Source organism: Streptomyces sp. NPDC052496 (assembly GCF_040679095.1).
In the GTDB taxonomy this organism is placed as follows: Bacteria; Actinomycetota; Actinomycetes; order Streptomycetales; family Streptomycetaceae; genus Streptomyces.
Genome location: NZ_JBFAUH010000005.1, coordinates 203735 through 221191, shown reverse-complemented (window position 1 = coordinate 221191; position 17457 = coordinate 203735). Strand labels below are relative to the sequence as shown.

Below are 17457 nucleotides of genomic sequence, written 5' to 3'. Positions count from 1 at the left end.
TCCTTCGTGCGGAGCGACACTGCCACCTTAAGCGAGACCACGCCGGCATTCGGGTGACTCTTCATCCGAACGAGTGTGCCCTCCCCCCGGGCCACCTCAACTGTCCCCGCCCTCGTCGATCAGGCGCCGCACCTCGCGGTCGATGAGACCGAGGCGGGCCTCCGCGACCAGGGGGACGGCGCGGCGCTGGCGGCGCGCCTCGGAGAGGTCGATGTCCACCGTGACCAGCGCCGTCTCCCACTTCGGCGCCTGCGCCACCACCGTGCCGCGCGGATCCACCACCCGCGAGCCGCCCCAGAAGGCGGCACCGTGCTCGTTGCCCACCCGGTTGACGAAGACGATCCAGCACTGGAGCATCCGCGCCGTGTAGGAGAGCAGCGTGTCCCAGTAGGAGCCGGTGTCCATCGCCTCCGGGTCGAGGCTGGCCGCGCTGTTGGTGGGGACGAACAGCACCTCAGCGCCGTCCTGCACGGCGATCCAGGGCAGCACCGGCTGCCAGGCGTCGTTGCAGACCAGCGTCGCCCCCCGGCCGCCGCTCGGTGATTTCGTCAGGTCGTACGCGCGCAGCGACTGGCCCGGGCTGACGTGCTTGCGCTCCTCCCAGGAGAGGTAGTTCGGGAGGTACAGCTTGCGGTGCGCGTGCAGCAGCGCGCCGTCGGCGTAGTACGCGGCCGTGTTGTAGGCGCGCAGGACCGTGTGCTCGTGGAAGCCCACGAGGACGTCCGGGCCGAGCAGGCTCAGGTCGCGCAGCCGCGGGTCCTGGGCCTCGATCGAGGCGTCCCGGGAGAGGGCGCCCAGGTGGTACCCGTGCAGACTCAGTTCCGGGAAGACGACGACGTCGGCACCCTGCTCCGCCGACTTCTCGACCTCCTCCCGCGCGGTGGCGAGGTTCGCGTCGACCTCGCCCAGCCCGCAGTCCGTCTGCGCCAGAGCCACCCGCATGCCCGCACCTCGCTCCGTCGGCCGTCGCGCCCACCGGGACGGCGCACGGCGGGCGGTACACCCGTTTTACGCATGGTTTGCGGCATTACGGGTGATACGTAGCCATGCTGGCAGAGGAAGCGGGTGCGGGCCTGTTCGCGGGAAGGGGCCACGGAAGCCGCGCGGGCCCGGGTCAGCCGCGGAGGAACTCCTCCATGGTCGTGGCCAGTGCCACCGGTGTCTCGTGCATCGGATAGTGCCCCGAGCCCTCGATCGTGACGATCTCCACCTCGGGGTACCACCGCTGCCAGGTCTCGCGCATGAGGCCGGCGGTCAGCGCGAGGTCGTACGCGCCGACGACCACCCGTACGGGCACGGAGTACCGCTTCGCCGCGTCCGCCACCGCCTCCGAGAGGTCGAGCTGCTGCCAGCTGGCGAGATAGGCCGCGTGCGCCTCCACCCGGGAGATGTCGAGGGAGTGGCGCACCATACGGTCCAGCCAGATCCGGCCGGCGCGGTGGCCCGTCACCAGGTCGATGATCGCGCGCCGCTTCTCCGGGTCCGCCGAGGCCCCGTAGAACAGCTCGCGCGTCGCGTCATCCATCGGGTACGTACCGGCAGGGACCGGTGCGAGACCGAGCAACCGGTTCACCCGATGGGGCGCGCGGACCAGCACCTGCTGCGCCGCCTCGGCGCCCATCGAGTGGCCCACCAGGGAGAACCGCTCCCAGCCGAGCTGGTCGGCGAGGGCCAGCGCATCGCCGGCGATCTCCGGCAGGTCGTAGCGGCCCGGTACGTACTTGCGGTCGCCGTAGCCGCGGCAGTCGAGGAAGGCGTACGTGAAGGCCTCCCGGTCCAGGAAGTCCAGGACGGAACCCCAGTTGGCCGAGGTGCCGAACCAGTCGTGGAGAACGATCACCGGGTGCGGTCCAGAACCGATGGCGCGGTGCGCGATGGCCATACGGGCGACTCCCTTGTCTGCCGTGGGCGGGGATATGGGTGCGGGGTGCGTGACCTGGGTCGGCGCGCGCATTCTCCCCCTAGTCAGGTGGGCCGGGTAGGGGAGCTAACCGGCCAACGTCAGGGTTGACGACATGACTTGACGGGCGGGGGCGGGGCTGGGGCGGCGGTGGCAGTGGCAGTGGCGTGACATGGCGGTGGCAGCAGCGGCGGGGGCAATGGTGCGGCGGGGCAGTGGTGCGGCGGGGGCGGGGCCGTTGTCAGTGGGGTGGTGTGCAATGGGCACATGAACGGGGATGTGCGGGTGAGTCACGAGCAGGTGCTGGCCTGGCGGCTGCGGCGGCAGAGCCTCGCGCCGCGGACGGACGCGCCGGCCGAGGAGATCGTCGGGCGGCTGGCGGGGGTGCAGGCGCAGGTCGCCTCGTCGGCGGAGCTGGCGGTCGCGGTGCGGCAGGTGGAGCCCTCGGTCGCGGGCGTGCGGGAGGCGCTGGAAGCGCGTTCACTCGTCAGGACGTGGGCCATGCGGGGCACGCTGCATCTGCTGCCCGCGTCCGGGGCGGGTGCGTATCTCTCGCTGCTCGCCGCCGCGCGGACCTGGGAGAAGCCCGCCTGGCAGCGGACCTTCGGAGTGGATCCTTCGCAGCTGGCGGCGCTGGGCGAGGCGGTCGACGAGATTCTGGACGGGCAGGTGCTGACCCGGCGGGAGCTGACCGACGCGGTGCTCGCGCGAAAGGGCCTGGCCGGGCTCGGAGAGCAGCTGACGTCCGGATGGAGCACGGTTCTGAAGCCGCTGGCGTGGACGGGCCGGCTGTGCCAGGGGCCGGCCCGTGGCCGGCATGTGACGTTCACGTCGCCCCGGTCCTGGGTGCCGGGCTGGCGCGGCATACCGGACCCGGAGGAGGCGGCGGCCACCGTGATCCCCGCCTATCTGCGCGCGCACGGACCGGCGACGCCCGCGGTGTTCGACGCGTGGCTGCTGCGGGGGGCCACCCGCAAGGGCGTGCTGCGGGGGTGGTTCGAGGCGCTGCGCGGCCAGCTGGCGGAGGTGTCCGTGGACGGGGAGCGGGCGTTCGTGATGGCGGACGACGTGGAGGACCTGGCCGGTACGGCCCCGGCCCCGGCCCCGGCCGACGAGCTGCGCCTGCTCCCCGGCTTCGACCAGTACGTCCTGGGGCCCGGCACCTCCGACGCACGCCTGGTCCCGCCCGCCCACCGTGCGGAGGTGAGCCGCGCGGCGGGGTGGATATCCCCGGTGGTCGTGCTCGGGGGCCGGGTCGTCGGTGTGTGGTCCCTGACGGACTCGTCGGTCCTGCGGATATCGGTGTTCGAGGGTGCTGACCTTTCGGGGGTGGCGTTGAGGGGGCCGGAGGGGCTGGAGGGGCTGAAGGGGCTCGAAGGGCTGAGGGAGGAGGTCGAGAGGCTGGGGGGCTGTTTGGGGCGGGAGTTGGAGGTGGTTACTGGCTGAGGGGTGCGGGGGGACGTGCGCGGGGTGAGGCGTGCGGGGCGCGGGTGGGGAGCGCGAGGTGCGGGCGGCGGGGTGTGAGGGGCGGAGCGGGCGCATGCCGGTTTTCGGGAGCCGGGCGCGGGAGCCCGTGAGATGTGAGAAAGGCCGCGAGAGGGGCCGGATGGGAAAGTGAACGTATGCGGTGGGTGGTCGGGGGATGCGGTGACGGGGGTGTGGCGGCGTGTGCCGTGGACGCCGCCGGGCGTCCCGTGGGGGTGCCGGTCCGCGCGGCGAGCGTGGCGGAGGCCGTACGGGCGTGTCCGGAGGCGGAGCGCTGGGTGTGGCGGTCGACCGCGGAGACGTACCGCACGCTGCTCGCGGCCGGCGTCCGCGTCGAGCGGTGCTACGACGTCGAGGCGGCCGAGGCGCTGCTGATCGGGCACGAGGAGGGCCAGTCGGGCCAGCCGCGGTCGCTCGCCGCGGCGTGGGCGCGGCGGCACCGGCTGCCGGTGCCCGACGATCCGCCGGTGCGCGGCGCGGAGACCCAGCCGTCGCTGTTCGAGCCGGGCCCGGTGCCGCTGCCGCCGGGGGTGGACGAGTTCACGGCGCTGCTGGAGGTGTACGCCGGGCAGCTGGAGCGTACGGAGCGGGCCGAGCACCCGGACCGGATGCGGCTGCTGCTGGCCGCCGAGTCGGCCGGGATGCTCGTCGCCGCGGAGATGCGGCGGACCGGGCTGCCGTGGCGGGCCGACGTGCACCGGGAGCTGCTGGACGAACTGCTCGGCGAGCGCTACCCGGGGGGTCTGGAGCCGCGCCGGATGGCGGAGCTGGCCGAGGAGGTCTCGCGGGCGTTCGGGGAGGGTGTGCGGGTGCGCCCGGACCTGCCGGGCGAGATCGTCAAGGCGTTCGCCGGCGCCGGCATCGCGCTGCGGTCGACCCGTAAGTGGGAGCTGCAGGAGGTGCGGCATCCGGCGGTGGCGCCGCTGCTGGAGTACAAGCGCCTGTACCGGCTGCACACGGCGCACGGCTGGGCCTGGTTGCAGCAGTGGGTGCACGAGGGCCGGTTCCGCCCGGAGTACCTGCCCGGAGGCACGGTCTCGGGCCGCTGGACGACCAACGGCGGCGGCGCGCTCCAGATCCCGAAGGTGGTGCGCCGGGCCGTGGTGGCCGACCCGGGCTGGCGGCTGGTGGTCGCGGACGCGGAGCAGATGGAGCCGCGGGTGCTGGCGGCGGTTTCCCGGGACCGGGGGCTGATGGAGGTGGCGGGCAGCGGCCGCGACCTGTACGCCGACCTGGCGGCGCGTGCCTTCGGGGGCGACCGGGCGCAGGCGAAGTTGGCGCTGCTGGGTGCCATTTACGGCCAGACGTCCGGGGACGCCCTCAAGCACCTGGCGGACCTGCGGCGGCGGTACCCGGACGCGGTGGAGTACGTGGACGTGGCGGCCCGCGCGGGCGAGGAAGGCCGTCTCGTACGGACCTGGCTGGGGCGTACGTGCCCGCCGGCCTCCGTGGCACCGCCCGACGAGGCGGGCCTGCCGCAGGAGGAGGCCCCGGCGTACGGCAGCACGGCGGGCGCCCGGGCCCGCGGCCGCTTCACCCGCAACTTCGTGGTCCAGGGCAGCGCCGCCGACTGGGCGCTGCTGATGCTGGCCGCGCTGCGCCGGTCGCTGGCGCCGCTCCGCGCGGAACTGGTCTTCTTCCAGCACGACGAGGTGATCGTGCACGCTCCCGAGGAGGAGGCCGGGACGGCGGCCGCGGCCGTCGCGGAAGCCGCCGAGCTGGCCGGGCGGATCGCGTTCGGTGCGACGCCGGTGCGGTTTCCGTTCAGTACGGCGGTGGTGGAGTGCTACGCCGATGCGAAGTGAGGTGACGGGGTAGACGGAGGGAGGAATGAGGTGCGGGGACGGGGAGGGAAGGAACGAGTGCCTGCTGTGCGTGTCCATCCTGAGCTTGCGCCGGTACTGGAGGAGCTGCCTCCGCTGCTCGACCCGTACGCCGACATCGAGGGCACCCGCGCCGGCCTGCACGCGCTGGCCCGCCACTTCCCGGCGGACCGCGCCGGGGTGACGAGCGAACGGTACGCGGTGCCGCGGCCGGACGGTTCGCTGCTGGCGGTGGAGATCTACCGGCCGTCGGACGCGCCGGGCCCGTTGCCCGGGGTGCTGCACTTCCACGGCGGCGGTTACACGTTCGGGCAGGCGCCGCCCGGTGAGGACCGTACGGCGATCGAGCTGGTCCGCGAGGTGCGGGCCGCGGTGGTTTCCGTGGAGTACCGCCTCGCCCCGGAACATCCGTGCCCGGCGGCGGTGGAGGACTGTCACCTCGCTCTGGAATGGACGGCCGGTCAGGCTGCGGCGCTCGGTGTCGATCCCGCGCGCCTCGCGGTCGGCGGGCAGTCCGCCGGGGCCGGGCTCGCCGCCGCCGTCGCCCTGATGGCCCGTGACCGGGGCGGCCCGGCCCTCGTCCACCAGTCGCTGGTCGTACCGGACCTGGACGACACGGCCGGTACGGGCCCCACGCCCGCGGACGGCGATCCGCGGCTGCCGGACGGCGCGTTCATCCAGCGCGGCTGGCGGCACTACGCGCCCGAGGGCGCCGCCACGTACCCGTACGCGGCAGCGGCCCGCGCCACCGACCTGCGCGGCCTGCCCGCCGCCTGCGTCGTCGTCTGCGGCCTCGATCCGCTGCGGGACACCGGGCTTGCCTATGCCCGCCGGCTGATGGACGCCGACGTGCGGGTCGCGCTGCATTACGTGCCGGGAGCCTGGCACGGCTTCGAGATGTTCGCACCGGATTCCCGCATTGCGCGGGAGACGACGGCTGCCTGGACGGGGCAGCTGCGTGCGGCGCTCCAGGTGCGTGTGGGGCCGCAGGCCGTACTCAGCCGCCGGCCGTAGCGACCAGCCCCCGGGTGATCCGCACCATCGCCGCGACCAGCACCTCCCGCGGCTCCTCGGGCCGGTCCAGCCACCACAGCGCCAGCCCGTACAGGGAGCTGCGGATCGCCTCTCCCAGGGGCTCCAGTTCCGCCTCCGGCAGCCCCGGTACGTACGCGCGCAGCAGCGCCACATCGGTATCGCGCTGACGGCGTTGCAGTGCGCGGTGGAAGTCCTGCACCTCCGGGTCGCCGGTGGTGTCGCGGAACATCATGCGCCAGGTGTACGGGTGCGACTGGACGTGGCCGAACCAGGCGTCGTACATCGCCGTCATGCGCGTGACCAGGTCGCCCTCACCGTGCAGGAGCTGCTCGACGGGCGCGGCGGCCAGTTCGTCCCGGTGCCGTTCCAGGAGGGCGAGGTGGAGTTCCTTCTTGGAGTCGAAGTGGCGGTAGAGCATCGGCTTGCTCAGGCCGGCCTCGGCGGCGATGTCGCCGATGGTGGTGCCGGCGTAACCGCGTTCGGCGAAGAGGCGGGCGGCGGTGTCCTCGATGTGCGTACGGGTCTCGGCGCGGGCGGCGCGGGTCCGCTCGATGTGGCTCATGGGCTCGCCTTCGCGGTGACTGAGGCGGATACTGGCGGTACCGTCGTACCAGTTGGTGTACCGCAAAGTATACGCGTTAGTAATAACGGCTGAGGGGTGCCGGGCCGGGCGTCCGGTGCCCTGGAACGGGGTTCGACATGATCGTTTCCGTGCATCTCGCCGACATCGGCCTCCGCGCCGTCCCGGACGTCCTGCGCTCCCGCCCACGCCCCGGCACCCTGCCCGGGCTGCGGCACGCGCAGACCACGCTCACCGGTGACATCGCGGCCGGCCTGCCGCGGCTGCGTCCCGGGCGCGCGGCACTGTTCGCGTCCTGGGAGGACGACGCCGCGCTGGACCGTTTCCTCGCGGAGCACCCGCTGGCCCGACACTTCGCCCCGGGCCGGCACGTCCGCCTCGAACCGCTCGGGGTACGCGGCTCCTGGTCCGGCATGGCCCTCGACGTCGCGCCCGGCACCCGCCCGGCGGACGACGACGAAGAGGTGGCCGTCCTCACGCTGGGCGAGACCCGGCTCAGGGGCCTCGGCCGGTTCCTGCGCGCCAACTCCCGCGCGTCCGGCCGGGCCGCCACCGACCCTGCCATGACCTTCTCGGCCGCGCTCGCCCGGCCGCCCCGCTTCGTCGGCACCTTCTCCATATGGCGCAGCCTGCGCGAGATGACGGCGTACGCCTACGGTGCACAGCGGCCCGAACACCGGGACACGGTAGCGGCGGATCAGGCCCGGCCGTTCCATCATGAGGCGGCGTTCGCCCGTTTCCGCCCGTATGCGAGGACGGGGGCGCTTGGTGGGGAGGGGTCGGTGGGGGCGGGGATGGGGGCGGACTTGGGGGTTTCGGGGTGAGGGGGGTGGCCGGACCGCTTCCACAGCATCCACACCTTCCGCAGGAGAAGCGGAATGCGCTGCAATCCTTGGGAGGACGATGCGGGTTGACTACGGAGGGGGCACACGGGTCATGAGTGCGGAGCGGGACGGGCGGGAAGCGCAGCGGGAACGGGACGAACGGAAAAGTGGCGGGCCGGGCCCGGTAGGAGCGCCGCCCGCGCCGGCGGGCGGTCTGGAGCGGGTGAACCCGTCCGAGCTGTCGCCGCCGACCGGATTCAGTCATGCCGTACGGGCCGCGCCGGGCACGATCGTGTTCCTGGCCGGCCAGACCGCGCTCGACGGCGCGGGCCGCATCGTCGGTGACGGCATCGTCGCGCAGTTCGAACGGGCGCTCGCCAACCTCCTGACCGCGGCCCAGGCCGCCGGAGCGGGCCCCGCCGACCTGGCCAAACTGACCGTCTTCACCGTGGACGTGGCCGACTACCGCAGCAACGCGGCGGCCATCGGCCAGGTGTGGAAGCGCCTGGTCGGCACCGACTACCCGGCGATGGCGGTCATCGGCGCGACACGGCTGTGGGACGAGGCGGCGCTGGTGGAGATCGAGGGGTTCGCGGTCGTCCGGTAGCCCCCGCGAGCGGCCGGCACCTTCACGCGACCGGCTCCTCCCGGTGCAGTGCCACCAGGTCGGCCGCGTCCCGCTCGTCCAGTACGAGCCCGAAGTCCGCCTCCAGTACGGCCGGGATCTCCTCGGCCGGGACCTGGCGCACCTCGCGGGACCAGTCGGGGCGGGTCAGCGTCAGCTCCGTACCGATCAGGGTGCGCCGCAGGTCCGGACCGGGCTGCTGGACGACCGTACGGCCGGTGAACGGCGAGCGCGGGTGGGTGGAGATGTAGTAATTGAAGACGCCGTAGTCCGCCGGGTGTCGGGCTTCCGGGCCGAACGCGTACAGGTCGAACCAGCCGTCCTCGTGCCGCGAGCGCAGCACCCAGGTGCCGTCCGGCGTGCCGCCCGACGTGTTGTCCGCCCCCGCCGGTCCCCCTGCTCGTCCCTCTTCCCGCGCCGGCGCCCCTTCCCGCACCAGGCCGAACGTCCAGCCGCCCTGCCGGACCTCGACACCGTCCCGCAGCGGGACCGGCGCCAGCAGCGCCTCGCCGCCGAAGCCCACGTCGGTGATCCAGCCCTCGCCGTCCAGCCGTACCTTGAGCAGGGCGTGGGTGACCGGCCGGATCTTGGTGGCCTCACCCATGCGGATACGGGCGCCCAGGCCCGTGACCTGGAAGCCGAGCCGGTCCAGCGCGGCGGCGTACAACAGGTTCTGCTCGTAGCAGTAACCGCCGCGGCGGCGGCCGACCATCTTCTCCTGGAGGGACTTCAGGTCCAGGAGGACCGGCCGCCCCAGGACGATCTCCAGGTTCTCGAAGGCGAAGGTGGCGGCGTGCCGGGCGTGCAGCTCCCGCAGGGTGGCCGCCGTCGGCGCGCGCTCGCCCTCGTAACCGATCCGCGCGAGGTACGCGTCGAGGTCCAGCTCGTCCCCGCTCCAAGCGCTGCCGGTGCGCGCGCTGTCCGTCATGGTCGGTCCTTGCTCCTTCTGTCACCCGGGGCATGGGGCTCGGGTCTCGCTCTGGGGTGGCTGCTCACCTGTGGTCGGTGACGGCCGCCCCCGCGACCCTACGAGACGACCGGCCGGAGCCGGCGAGCGCCTGCCTTACGGCGCTCATGCCGTAACTCCGTAACTCCCGTAGCTCTCGTAACTTCTGCAACTCCCGTAACCCCCGCAGCCCCCTAGCCGCCGTAGCCCCGGTTTTCCCTCCCCCCGCATCGCGCCCAGCAGCCGCCGTCCTCCTCAGACGATGACCCCGTCGAAGCCGTAAGCCGATGCGATCCGGGCGTAATTCCGCAGCGGCACGTCCCAGGCGAAGACCTCCATCCGGCGGCCGTGCACGCCGCGCAGCCGGTGGACGGCGGTCACGTACTGCGCGTTCACCTTGGACAGCTGCGGGTTGATCTGGTCGACGTAGCGCGCGTACGAGGCGAGCGCGTTCAGCGGCGGGTTGCCGAGGAACCCCGTACGGACGCTGGGCACCAGGCGGTGCACCGTCTGCACGCTGCTCGCGCTGAAGCTCTGCACCACCAGCCGGCGGCGCACGTGCCCGCGGCCGAGCCAGCCCGCGCCCGACAGCTCCTTGACGATGCGCGCCTCGATGCCGGGGTACTGCTGCGGGTTCTTGATCTCCAGCAGCAGCCGCAGGTCGTGGTCCTCCATGCGCCGCAGGAACTCCGCGAGCGTCGGCACCCGTTCACGTGCGAAGCGCTTGTTGAACCAGCTCCCGGCGTCCAGCCGAGCGATCTCGGCGGCCGTGAAGTCCCGTACCCGCCAGGGGGCGCGATGGGGGAACACGCGCCGGACATTGGTGGTCCGCGTCAGCGTGGCGTCGTGCATCACCACCAGCTTCCCGTCCCGGGTCTGCTGCACATCGTTCTCGACCCACTTGAAACCTTGACGGTCCGCCGCGTCCACCGCGGCCAGGGTGTTCTCCGGAGCCACCTGTGAGGCGCCCCGGTGCGCGACGACCACCGGGCCGGTGAGCCAGGGAATGTCCACGACATCGGTGAGGGGAGCCGTCACCCGACCGGCGGTTCCCGAACTGGCATTCGCGCTGCCTGCCCATACCGGCGTCAGGGACGCGATCAGCAGGGCACATCCGGTGACTGCCGCGACACGGACCGATCTCTGGTTCATCAGGGCCTCCCGGGCGCGCCCACCACCGACAGCAACGACAGCGACAGCCTTGCCCCGATATGCCCTTAAGCATTCAAGAATGCCGCCATGCGGGGGCGCGCGGTACGGAAGCCGTCCCTCAGGGAGAGCGTAGAGCGCCGAGGGGCTGTCACTCGCCGCCCAGGGGCACCAGCCGATACCGCAGCCCCTCACCCGAATCGACTCCGGCACCCGCTCCGATTCCGGCACCCGCCCCGGTCCCGGTACCCGCCCCGGCACTCCCCTCCTCCCGCCGCACCAGACCGCCCGTCGGCGCCGCGAAGTGGCTTCCCAGCATCAGGGCCCCGCTGCGCGCCACCTCGTCGAACAGCCGCCGGCGCGTCCGTACGGCCTCCTCCGGGTCGATGTCGACGCTGCTGCACAGCTGCGGGTGCGCCAGCTGCACGGGGTGGTGCACGCAGTCGCCGGTGATGATCGCCGACTCGCCCTGGCTGTGCAGGGCGACCGCGCTCTGGCCGGGCGTGTGACCGGGCGCCGGTACGAGGGTCAGGCCCGGAAGGATCTCGGTGCCGGGCTCGGTGACGTCGATCAGGTCGAGCAGACCGTGTTCCCGTACGGGTGCGACCGAGTCGCGGAACATCTGGCGGCGGCTCTCCTCCATCTCGACGCCGGACCAATAGGCGTACTCCGTGCGTGAAGTGAGGTAGCGGGCGCGCGGGAACGTCGGCTGCCAACTGCCGTCGGGGGCGCGACGGGTGTTCCAGCCGACGTGGTCCGCGTGGAGGTGCGTGAGGATGACGTAATCGATCTGCTCCGGCGGGAAGCCGGCGGCGGCCAGCCGGTCGAGGTAGGGCGTGTCGAGCTGGTGCCAGGCGGGGTTGGCGCGTGTCTTGCCGTTACCGATACCCGTGTCGACCAGTACGCGCAAACCTCCGATCTCCAGCGCGAAGGTGTGCACGGCGGCACGCAGGGTTCCGTCAGGGTGCACGAACTCCGGCGCGAGCCAGGGGACTTCGGACACGAGCTCCGGCGTCGCGCCGGGAAGCAGCCAGGCACCGGTCTCGGGCGGCAGCACGACTTCGTCGATGCGGTGCACGACGATGTCGCCGACGTGCCAGGTGTGCGCGGGGCGGGGGGACACGAGACCTCCATGCGGCAAGGGTGGGACCGAGGGCGGGGGTGGGGCCGAGGGCGGGAGTGGGACCGGGGGCGGGAGTGGGGCTAGGGGCGTCGACAGAGCCGAGTACGGGGCGGGATCGCCTCCCCCGGCAACCAAAAGCTAAATATTTGCCTTAACCGAGACTAGCCCCCTAGGCTCCCCAAACGCAAAGCCTTAGCTTTAACGCCACGCCCTCCCAGCCCTCACCCCAGCCCTCACCCCAGCCCTCACCCCAGCCCTCACCCAACCCCCAGCAAGCCCCACCCACCCCCATCAAGCCCCTGGAGACACCGTGCCCCCCTCCCCCGACCTCACCCCCGACGACATCACCCGCCTGGCCCACCGGGCCGGACTCCCCCTCGCCGAAGACCGGCTGCCCGGCGTCACCGCGACCGTCAACGCCATCGACTCCGTCATCAGCTCCCTCCGCACCCTCCCCCTGGGCGACACACCTCCTGCCTCCTCCTTCACCGCAGCCCCTCACACCGCCCCCCTCCACCCCCGGAAGACCTCATGACACACACCCCCTCACCCGTCGCCCCTCTCCCCCACCACCTCCCCCTCACCGAAGCCGCCCGCCTCATAGCGGACCGCGCCCTCTCCCCCGTCGAACTCACCACCTCCGTCCTCGACCGGATCGCCGCCGTGGACCCGAAGGCCGGCGCGTACGTGACGGTGACCGGCGAGGCAGCGCTGCACTCCGCCGCGGAGGCCGAGCGGGAGATCGCCGCCGGGCACCACCGCGGCCCGCTGCACGGCATCCCCGTGGCGCTGAAGGACCTCATCGACGTCGCCGGCGTACCGACCACGGCCAGCTCCCGGGTACGGGCCGACCACACACCGGACGCGGACGCCGCCGTGACGGAGCGGCTCCGGGCAGCCGGTGCGGTGCTGATCGGCAAGACGCACACCCACGAGTTCGCGTACGGGCTGACGACCCCGCAGACCCGGAACGCCTGGTCACCCGAGCACGTGGCCGGGGGCTCCAGCGGCGGTTCAGCGGCCGCCGTCGCCGCCGGCACGGCCACCTTCGCCCTGGGTACCGACACCGGCGGCTCGATCCGGGTGCCCGCCGCGCTCAACCACGTCGTCGGCCTGAAGCCGACGTACGGCCTGGTCTCCCGGTACGGCGTGACGTCCCTGTCGTGGTCGCTGGACCACGTGGGCCCGCTCACCCGTACCGTCGGTGACGCGGCCCTGGTCCTCCAGGCGCTCGCCGGCCACGACCCGCGCGATCCGGCCTCCCTGGACCACCCCCGCGAGGACTACACCCGCGCCCTCGGCGCACCGATCACCGGCCTGCGCATCGGCGTCCCCGTGAACTACTACTTCGACCACGTGCAGCCCCAGGTGGCAGCCGGCGTCCGTGCCGCCGTCGACGCCCTCACCGCGCTCGGGGCCGTCGCCGTACCCGTACACGTCCCGATGACGGAGTACGTCCAGGCCGTCCAGTGGGGCCACATGGTTCCCGAGGCCACGGCGTACCACCAGGACAGCCTGCGGACCGTCCCCGACCTGTACTCCGACGACGTACGGACGCTCCTCGAAGCCGGCGAATTCGTCCCCGCGACCGACTACATCCGCGCCCAGCGCACCCGGACCCTCATGCACCAGGCCTGGCTGGACCTCTTCCAGGGCACCGGCGGTCATCTCGACGCGATAGCCGCCCCCACCGTCCCCGCCACCGCCGCCCGCTCCGACCAGCAGACCTTCACCTGGTCCGACGGCACGACAGAAGCCGTCTCCGACGCCTACGTACGCCTCTCCGCCCCCGCCAACCTCACCGGTTTCCCCGCCCTCTCCCTCCCCGTCGGCTTCGACGACCAGGGCCTGCCCATCGGCATGCAGCTCATCGGCCGCCCGCTGGGCGAATCCACCCTCCTGCAACTCGGCCACGCCTACGAGACCGCGCACCGGCCGGTCCCGGAGATCGCCCCGTCCTGACCGTCAGCCGGGCAGCAGCCGCTCCACCAGGCGCCGGGCGTAGTCAGCAACGGCCCCGGAGCCGGCTGCCCCGGCCTTCTTCGCCTCCACCTCTGTCTCCGGCCCCGGCCGGAACAGGGTCCGGTACATCACCGGCGCCACGACCACATCCATGGCCTCTTCCAACGCCGGTACGGCTTCCCCTCGCCCGGCCGCCCGCTCCAGCAGGATCCGCAGCTGCTCAGCCGCGTACTCGGAGCACTGCCCGGCGTTGCTGCCGTCCGGGTCGCCCGCCAGCGCGTCCCGGGTGTACGCACGGCCGGCCGAAGAGGCCATCTCCTCCAGGAACTGCTCGGTCCAGGCGCCGAGATCGGCACGCAACGACCCGTGATCCTCGGGCGCGCCCTCCGGCCGCAGCCGCTCCACCGCCACGTCCGACAGCAGTTCCTGCAGGTCACCCCACCGCCGGTACACAGTCGACGGCGTCACCCCGGCCCGCGCCGCGACCAGCGGCACCGTCAGCCCGTCCCGCCCCTGCTCGGCGATCAGCTCCCGCACGGCCCGGTGCACCGACTCCTGCACCCGCGCACTACGCCCCCCAGGCCGAGCAGCGGCCTTCCGACTCCCCTTACCGGCCGCGGCCCCGCCCCCGGAACCCTCACGCACCCTTTCACTCACCCTCCCACCTTAACGCGAAATATTTGCGTCAACCCCTGGCTCTCCCACTCCTGACTCCCCCACCCCTGACGCCCCCCCTGACGCTCCACCTCACCCGTCCCCGCCCCCGCCCCCGCCGATCTGGCTCCCAGGCAGCAATCGGGTGCCCCTTTGTCACACCCATGCCCTATGTTGCAGAGGTAGGGCATGGGGGGGGAGAAATGGCTCGGGATTACGACAGTCAGTTGCTGGAGTCGGTGGCGGTACGCCGGCGCAGGATGCGTGATGCTCTGCTGTTCGGTGCCCAGCGAGGGCGGCGCACGGCGGACGAACGCCTCGGGAAGGTGTTCGCCGGGATCGTCGTCGCGGCCGTCCTGTGTGCGGGCTGCGTCGCATGGTCGTTCCTGCAGCACACGCTGGCGCAGCAGAAGGCCGAGCAGGAGAAGCAGCAGCGCCAGATACGGCAGTACGAGCAGCCGGAGAAACCGGAGAATCCGGGGCAGTCGGCGAAGCCGGCAAAGTCGGCGACTTCCTAGAAATGCGTTGTTCGCATGGGGGCGGGCATTACGACTTTTCCGCAGAGACGCGGGAACCAGGCGCGACGGGGGGCGATTTCCTTGAAACGAGAACGAGTAGCGGCCAAGAACACCGGTGTGCCCGGCCGGCCCGGGAGTTCGGCGGTGCCCCGATGGTAGGTTCCCGCAAGTGGTGAGCAGAGCGACAACTTCGCAGGCGCGGCTGAGCCGGGTGACGTTGGTCGGTGAGCGGCGCCGGGCCGACATCGTGCTGCTTTCCGACACACCGGTGGGACAGCTGATCCCGGACATCCTGACGCTGCTGGACGACCGGCCGGAGCCACGTCCGATGTCCCGGCAGCTGATCACGTCCGACGGTTCCGCGCTGCCGCACGACAGCACGCTGGCGTCCGCCGGAATCGCCGACGGCGCCGTACTCCGGCTGGTCAGGACGCACTCCGCGCCGCCCGCTCCCGTGGTGCACGACGTCACCGACCAAGTGGCCGACGATCTCGACGTACGGGCCTGGCGCTGGCGGCCCGCGGCCCGCAGGGCGGGCGCTGGTGTCGCCACCGTCGTCTTCGCGATGGCCGCCGCGTTGCTCGCCCGCCGCGAAGTCCCCCTCAGTGCCTTGGCCGGTGTCCTGGCGGCCGTCACCCTGGTGCTGTTGCCGGCCGGTGCGCTGGTCGCCAAGCTCGGGCGCGGCAACCGGGGCCTGGCGACCGCTCTGCTGGCCACGGCCGGCGGGCTCGGCGTCCTCGCCGCGTGGACGGCCGCCGACGCGTACGCCTGGCCGGGCGCGGCGCGCCTCGCGGCCGTGGCGGGCGCGCTGGTCCTGGCGCTGGTGTTCCTCGGTTACTTCTCGCCGCTCGGCAAGGGCGGGCTCGTCGGTGCCGTGACGACCGGCGCGGTCACCGTCGCATGGGAGGCGGCCGCCGCCGTGCAGGCCGAACCGGCCCGGCTGGGCGCGGTCATGGCCGTCTTCTCCCTGATGCTGCTCGGCCTGCTGCCGCGGCTCGCCCTGATGGCGTCCGGGCTCACCGCGCTCGACGACCGTCGGTCGGGCGGTGCTTCGGTCAGCCGGCATCAGGTGAGTACCGCGCTGGCGGTGACGCACCGCGGCCTCGCCCTGTCGACGGCGGTCACGGCCGTCTCGGCGGCCGCCGCCGGCTGGCTGCTCACCCTGGCGGCGCGGCCTTCCGTGTGGACCGTGGTGTCGGCCTCGCTCGTCGTCGTGGTCCTGATGTCGAAGGCACGGGCTTTTCCGCTGGTCGCCGAGGTCGTCGCGCTCTTCGCCGCCGCGTCGTGCCTCGTCATACGGCTCGTCGTGGTGTGGATGGAGCACGCGGGGGCCGCCGGGCCCCTCGCGGTGCTGTGCGCGGCCGCGGTACTGCCCCTGCTCGTGCTGGCGGTGCAGCTTCCCGAGCATGTGCAGGTGCGCCTGCGGCGCGTGGCCGACCTGGTCGAATCCATCGGCATGGTGGGGCTCTTCCCGCTCGCTTTCGGTGTGTTCGGCGTGTACGGACAGCTGCTCAACCGGTTCTGAGTCGTATTGCAGGTGCTCCGCGAGGGGCAGCACGTCGGGGGGAGAAGGGCGGGTATGCCGAACGGAGGCGACTGGCAGCGTGACGTACTGCGTGACCTGCGGGGCGTTCCTCAGCAGGCTGCGCAGAGCGGAGCAGAGTCGGCGCACAGCGATTCCCCGTCAGGTCCGGAACACCCCGTGGAGAGCGCCCGGGAGCCGGGACCGGAAGCTGTTCGGAAAGAAGCCATCCGGGAGCCGGAACCTGCTCAGGAGGAAACCACCCGGAAGCCAAGGCCGGAGACCGTTCAGCAGGACGCAGCCTCCGCCCAGGCCGACCCCCAGCACCAGGAACGAACTCCGCAGGCACCGGCCGCCGAAGACGCCCGTTTACATCCGTCCCGCAGCACCCCCGAGGCCTGCACCGTACTGGGCGACGGGCCGGCTGGCATGGTGTCCCGCAAGCACCGGCACGGCGAGTCCGTCGCCGCGCGAGCCGTACGCGCCCTGCGCCGTACGCTCTACTCGTCGGCCGCCCGTGAGGTCGCCGAAGCCACCCGTACCGCCGAGGTGCTCCAGCGCCCCGTGACGACGGGCCGACAGATCGCCGTCACCTCCATCCGGGGCGGCTCCGGCAAGTCCACGGTCGCCGCACTGCTCGGCACCGCGTACGCGCACTACCGGCAGGACCCGGTCCTCTTCCTGGAGGCCGACCCGGCGCTCGGCTCGCTGCCACTGCGTCTGGGCGCCGAGACGGTGCGCTGGACCACCAGTGACGTCGCCGATCTCGTCACCCCCGACATGACGCTGTCCGACGTCACCGAGCACCTCGTCCGGCTCCCGGACAACGCCTGGCTGCTGCCCGCGAGCCAGGGCCGAATCGGCGCGAGCCTGGACAGCCGGGCGTACGAACGGGCCGTGGTCGCCCTGCGCCGCTACTTCGGCGTGATGGTCATCGACTGCGAGACGCTGCCCGCCGAAGTCGGCCGGGTCGCGCTCGCCGCAGCTCACAGCCGTGTCCTGACCAGCCCGGCCACGCCAGAAGGCATCGGCAGTACGTACGCGGTGCTCCGGTGGATGCAGGGCCTGCCCCGCCGCTTGATCACCGGCACCACCGTCGTCCTCACCGAACTGACGCCCCACCCGGGGCTCGACCTCGACGCCGCCACCCGGGAACTCCGGTCCACCGGGGTCCGCGTCCACACCCTGCCGTACGACCGCCACCTGGCGTCCGGCGGCCCGCTCCACACCGCCTCGCTCGCCCACCCGACCAGGGAAGCCACCGCCCGCCTCGCCGCGGAGGTCTTCCACCTCGCCCAGCAGCCCCACTGA

The 17457-nt window shown here is 72.7% G+C and carries 17 protein-coding genes; 10 read left to right on the top strand and 7 right to left on the bottom strand.

Features of this window, described 5'->3' with window-relative positions:
• Nucleotides 1-96: 96 nt before the first annotated feature.
• Together AB0L45_RS09790 and AB0L45_RS09785 are read right to left on the bottom strand one after the other, a co-directional pair.
• Nucleotides 97-942 (bottom strand): nitrilase-related carbon-nitrogen hydrolase, encoded by an 846-nt coding sequence (locus AB0L45_RS09790; protein WP_365837873.1) that lies wholly within the window; start codon nucleotides 940-942, stop codon nucleotides 97-99.
• A gap of 172 nt (nucleotides 943-1114) precedes the next feature.
• Nucleotides 1115-1882 (bottom strand): alpha/beta hydrolase, encoded by a 768-nt coding sequence (locus AB0L45_RS09785; RefSeq protein WP_365837871.1) that lies wholly within the window; start codon nucleotides 1880-1882, stop codon nucleotides 1115-1117.
• Between the two features lie 285 nt (nucleotides 1883-2167).
• Here AB0L45_RS09785 and AB0L45_RS09780 point away from each other — a divergent pair, with 285 nt between their 5' ends.
• The 3 genes from AB0L45_RS09780 to AB0L45_RS09770 all read left to right on the top strand — a co-directional run bounded on the left by AB0L45_RS09780 (nucleotide 2168) and on the right by AB0L45_RS09770 (nucleotide 6222).
• Nucleotides 2168-3346 (top strand): winged helix DNA-binding domain-containing protein, encoded by a 1179-nt coding sequence (locus AB0L45_RS09780; protein WP_365837869.1) that lies wholly within the window; start codon nucleotides 2168-2170, stop codon nucleotides 3344-3346.
• Nucleotides 3347-3522: 176 nt separating this feature from the next.
• Nucleotides 3523-5190, top strand: a complete 1668-nt coding sequence (locus AB0L45_RS09775) for a bifunctional 3'-5' exonuclease/DNA polymerase (protein WP_365837867.1) — start codon at nucleotides 3523-3525, stop codon at nucleotides 5188-5190.
• 66 nt (nucleotides 5191-5256) lie between these two features.
• Nucleotides 5257-6222: an alpha/beta hydrolase gene (locus AB0L45_RS09770; RefSeq protein ID WP_365837865.1), complete on the top strand. Its 966-nt coding sequence runs from the start codon at nucleotides 5257-5259 to the stop codon at nucleotides 6220-6222.
• Here AB0L45_RS09770 and AB0L45_RS09765 read toward each other — a convergent pair.
• Complete coding sequence (locus AB0L45_RS09765; protein ID WP_365837864.1) at nucleotides 6206-6805, bottom strand: TetR/AcrR family transcriptional regulator; 600 nt, start codon at nucleotides 6803-6805, stop codon at nucleotides 6206-6208. The genes AB0L45_RS09770 and AB0L45_RS09765 overlap by 17 nt on opposite strands.
• A 137-nt stretch (nucleotides 6806-6942) precedes the next feature.
• On the opposite strand from AB0L45_RS09765, the gene AB0L45_RS09760 reads away from it, so the two are divergent.
• Nucleotides 6943-7647 (top strand): spheroidene monooxygenase, encoded by a 705-nt coding sequence (locus AB0L45_RS09760; protein WP_365837862.1) that lies wholly within the window; start codon nucleotides 6943-6945, stop codon nucleotides 7645-7647.
• A 112-nt stretch (nucleotides 7648-7759) separates the two neighbouring features.
• Nucleotides 7760-8254 (top strand): RidA family protein, encoded by a 495-nt coding sequence (locus tag AB0L45_RS09755; protein ID WP_365837860.1) that lies wholly within the window; start codon nucleotides 7760-7762, stop codon nucleotides 8252-8254.
• A 22-nt stretch (nucleotides 8255-8276) separates the two neighbouring features.
• Here AB0L45_RS09755 and AB0L45_RS09750 read toward each other — a convergent pair whose 3' ends face one another.
• The 3 genes from AB0L45_RS09750 to AB0L45_RS09740 all read right to left on the bottom strand — a co-directional run bounded on the left by AB0L45_RS09750 (nucleotide 8277) and on the right by AB0L45_RS09740 (nucleotide 11490).
• A complete protein-coding gene (locus AB0L45_RS09750) occupies nucleotides 8277-9200 on the bottom strand; it encodes an arylamine N-acetyltransferase (protein ID WP_365837858.1) in 924 nt (307 codons plus the stop codon).
• A 273-nt stretch (nucleotides 9201-9473) separates the two neighbouring features.
• Nucleotides 9474-10370 carry a glycerophosphodiester phosphodiesterase family protein gene (locus AB0L45_RS09745; protein WP_365837857.1) on the bottom strand — a complete coding sequence of 299 codons (897 nt, stop codon included), beginning with the start codon at nucleotides 10368-10370 and terminating at the stop codon, nucleotides 9474-9476.
• 148 nt (nucleotides 10371-10518) lie between these two features.
• A complete protein-coding gene (locus AB0L45_RS09740) occupies nucleotides 10519-11490 on the bottom strand; it encodes an MBL fold metallo-hydrolase (RefSeq protein ID WP_365837855.1) in 972 nt (323 codons plus the stop codon).
• Between the two features lie 310 nt (nucleotides 11491-11800).
• On the opposite strand from AB0L45_RS09740, the gene AB0L45_RS09735 reads away from it, so the two are divergent.
• Together AB0L45_RS09735 and AB0L45_RS09730 are read left to right on the top strand one after the other, a co-directional pair.
• Entirely contained in the window at nucleotides 11801-12025 is a 225-nt protein-coding gene (locus AB0L45_RS09735; protein ID WP_365837853.1) for a hypothetical protein, read from the top strand.
• Nucleotides 12022-13452, top strand: coding sequence for an amidase (locus AB0L45_RS09730; RefSeq protein WP_365837851.1), 1431 nt, complete (start codon nucleotides 12022-12024; stop codon nucleotides 13450-13452). Before AB0L45_RS09735 ends, AB0L45_RS09730 begins: the two co-directional genes overlap by 4 nt.
• Before the next feature lie 3 nt (nucleotides 13453-13455).
• Here the strand turns inward: AB0L45_RS09730 and AB0L45_RS09725 are convergent, their stop codons facing one another.
• Entirely contained in the window at nucleotides 13456-14013 is a 558-nt protein-coding gene (locus tag AB0L45_RS09725; RefSeq protein ID WP_365837849.1) for a TetR/AcrR family transcriptional regulator, read from the bottom strand.
• A 296-nt stretch (nucleotides 14014-14309) separates the two neighbouring features.
• Here AB0L45_RS09725 and AB0L45_RS09720 point away from each other — a divergent pair, with 296 nt between their 5' ends.
• The 3 genes from AB0L45_RS09720 to AB0L45_RS09710 all read left to right on the top strand — a co-directional run bounded on the left by AB0L45_RS09720 (nucleotide 14310) and on the right by AB0L45_RS09710 (nucleotide 17457).
• Nucleotides 14310-14624 (top strand): hypothetical protein, encoded by a 315-nt coding sequence (locus AB0L45_RS09720; protein ID WP_365837847.1) that lies wholly within the window; start codon nucleotides 14310-14312, stop codon nucleotides 14622-14624.
• Nucleotides 14625-14793: 169 nt separating this feature from the next.
• Nucleotides 14794-16149 carry a type VII secretion integral membrane protein EccD gene (eccD, locus tag AB0L45_RS09715; protein WP_365837845.1) on the top strand — a complete coding sequence of 452 codons (1356 nt, stop codon included), beginning with the start codon at nucleotides 14794-14796 and terminating at the stop codon, nucleotides 16147-16149.
• Between the two features lie 426 nt (nucleotides 16150-16575).
• Complete coding sequence (locus tag AB0L45_RS09710; RefSeq protein WP_365837843.1) at nucleotides 16576-17457, top strand: MinD/ParA family protein; 882 nt, start codon at nucleotides 16576-16578, stop codon at nucleotides 17455-17457.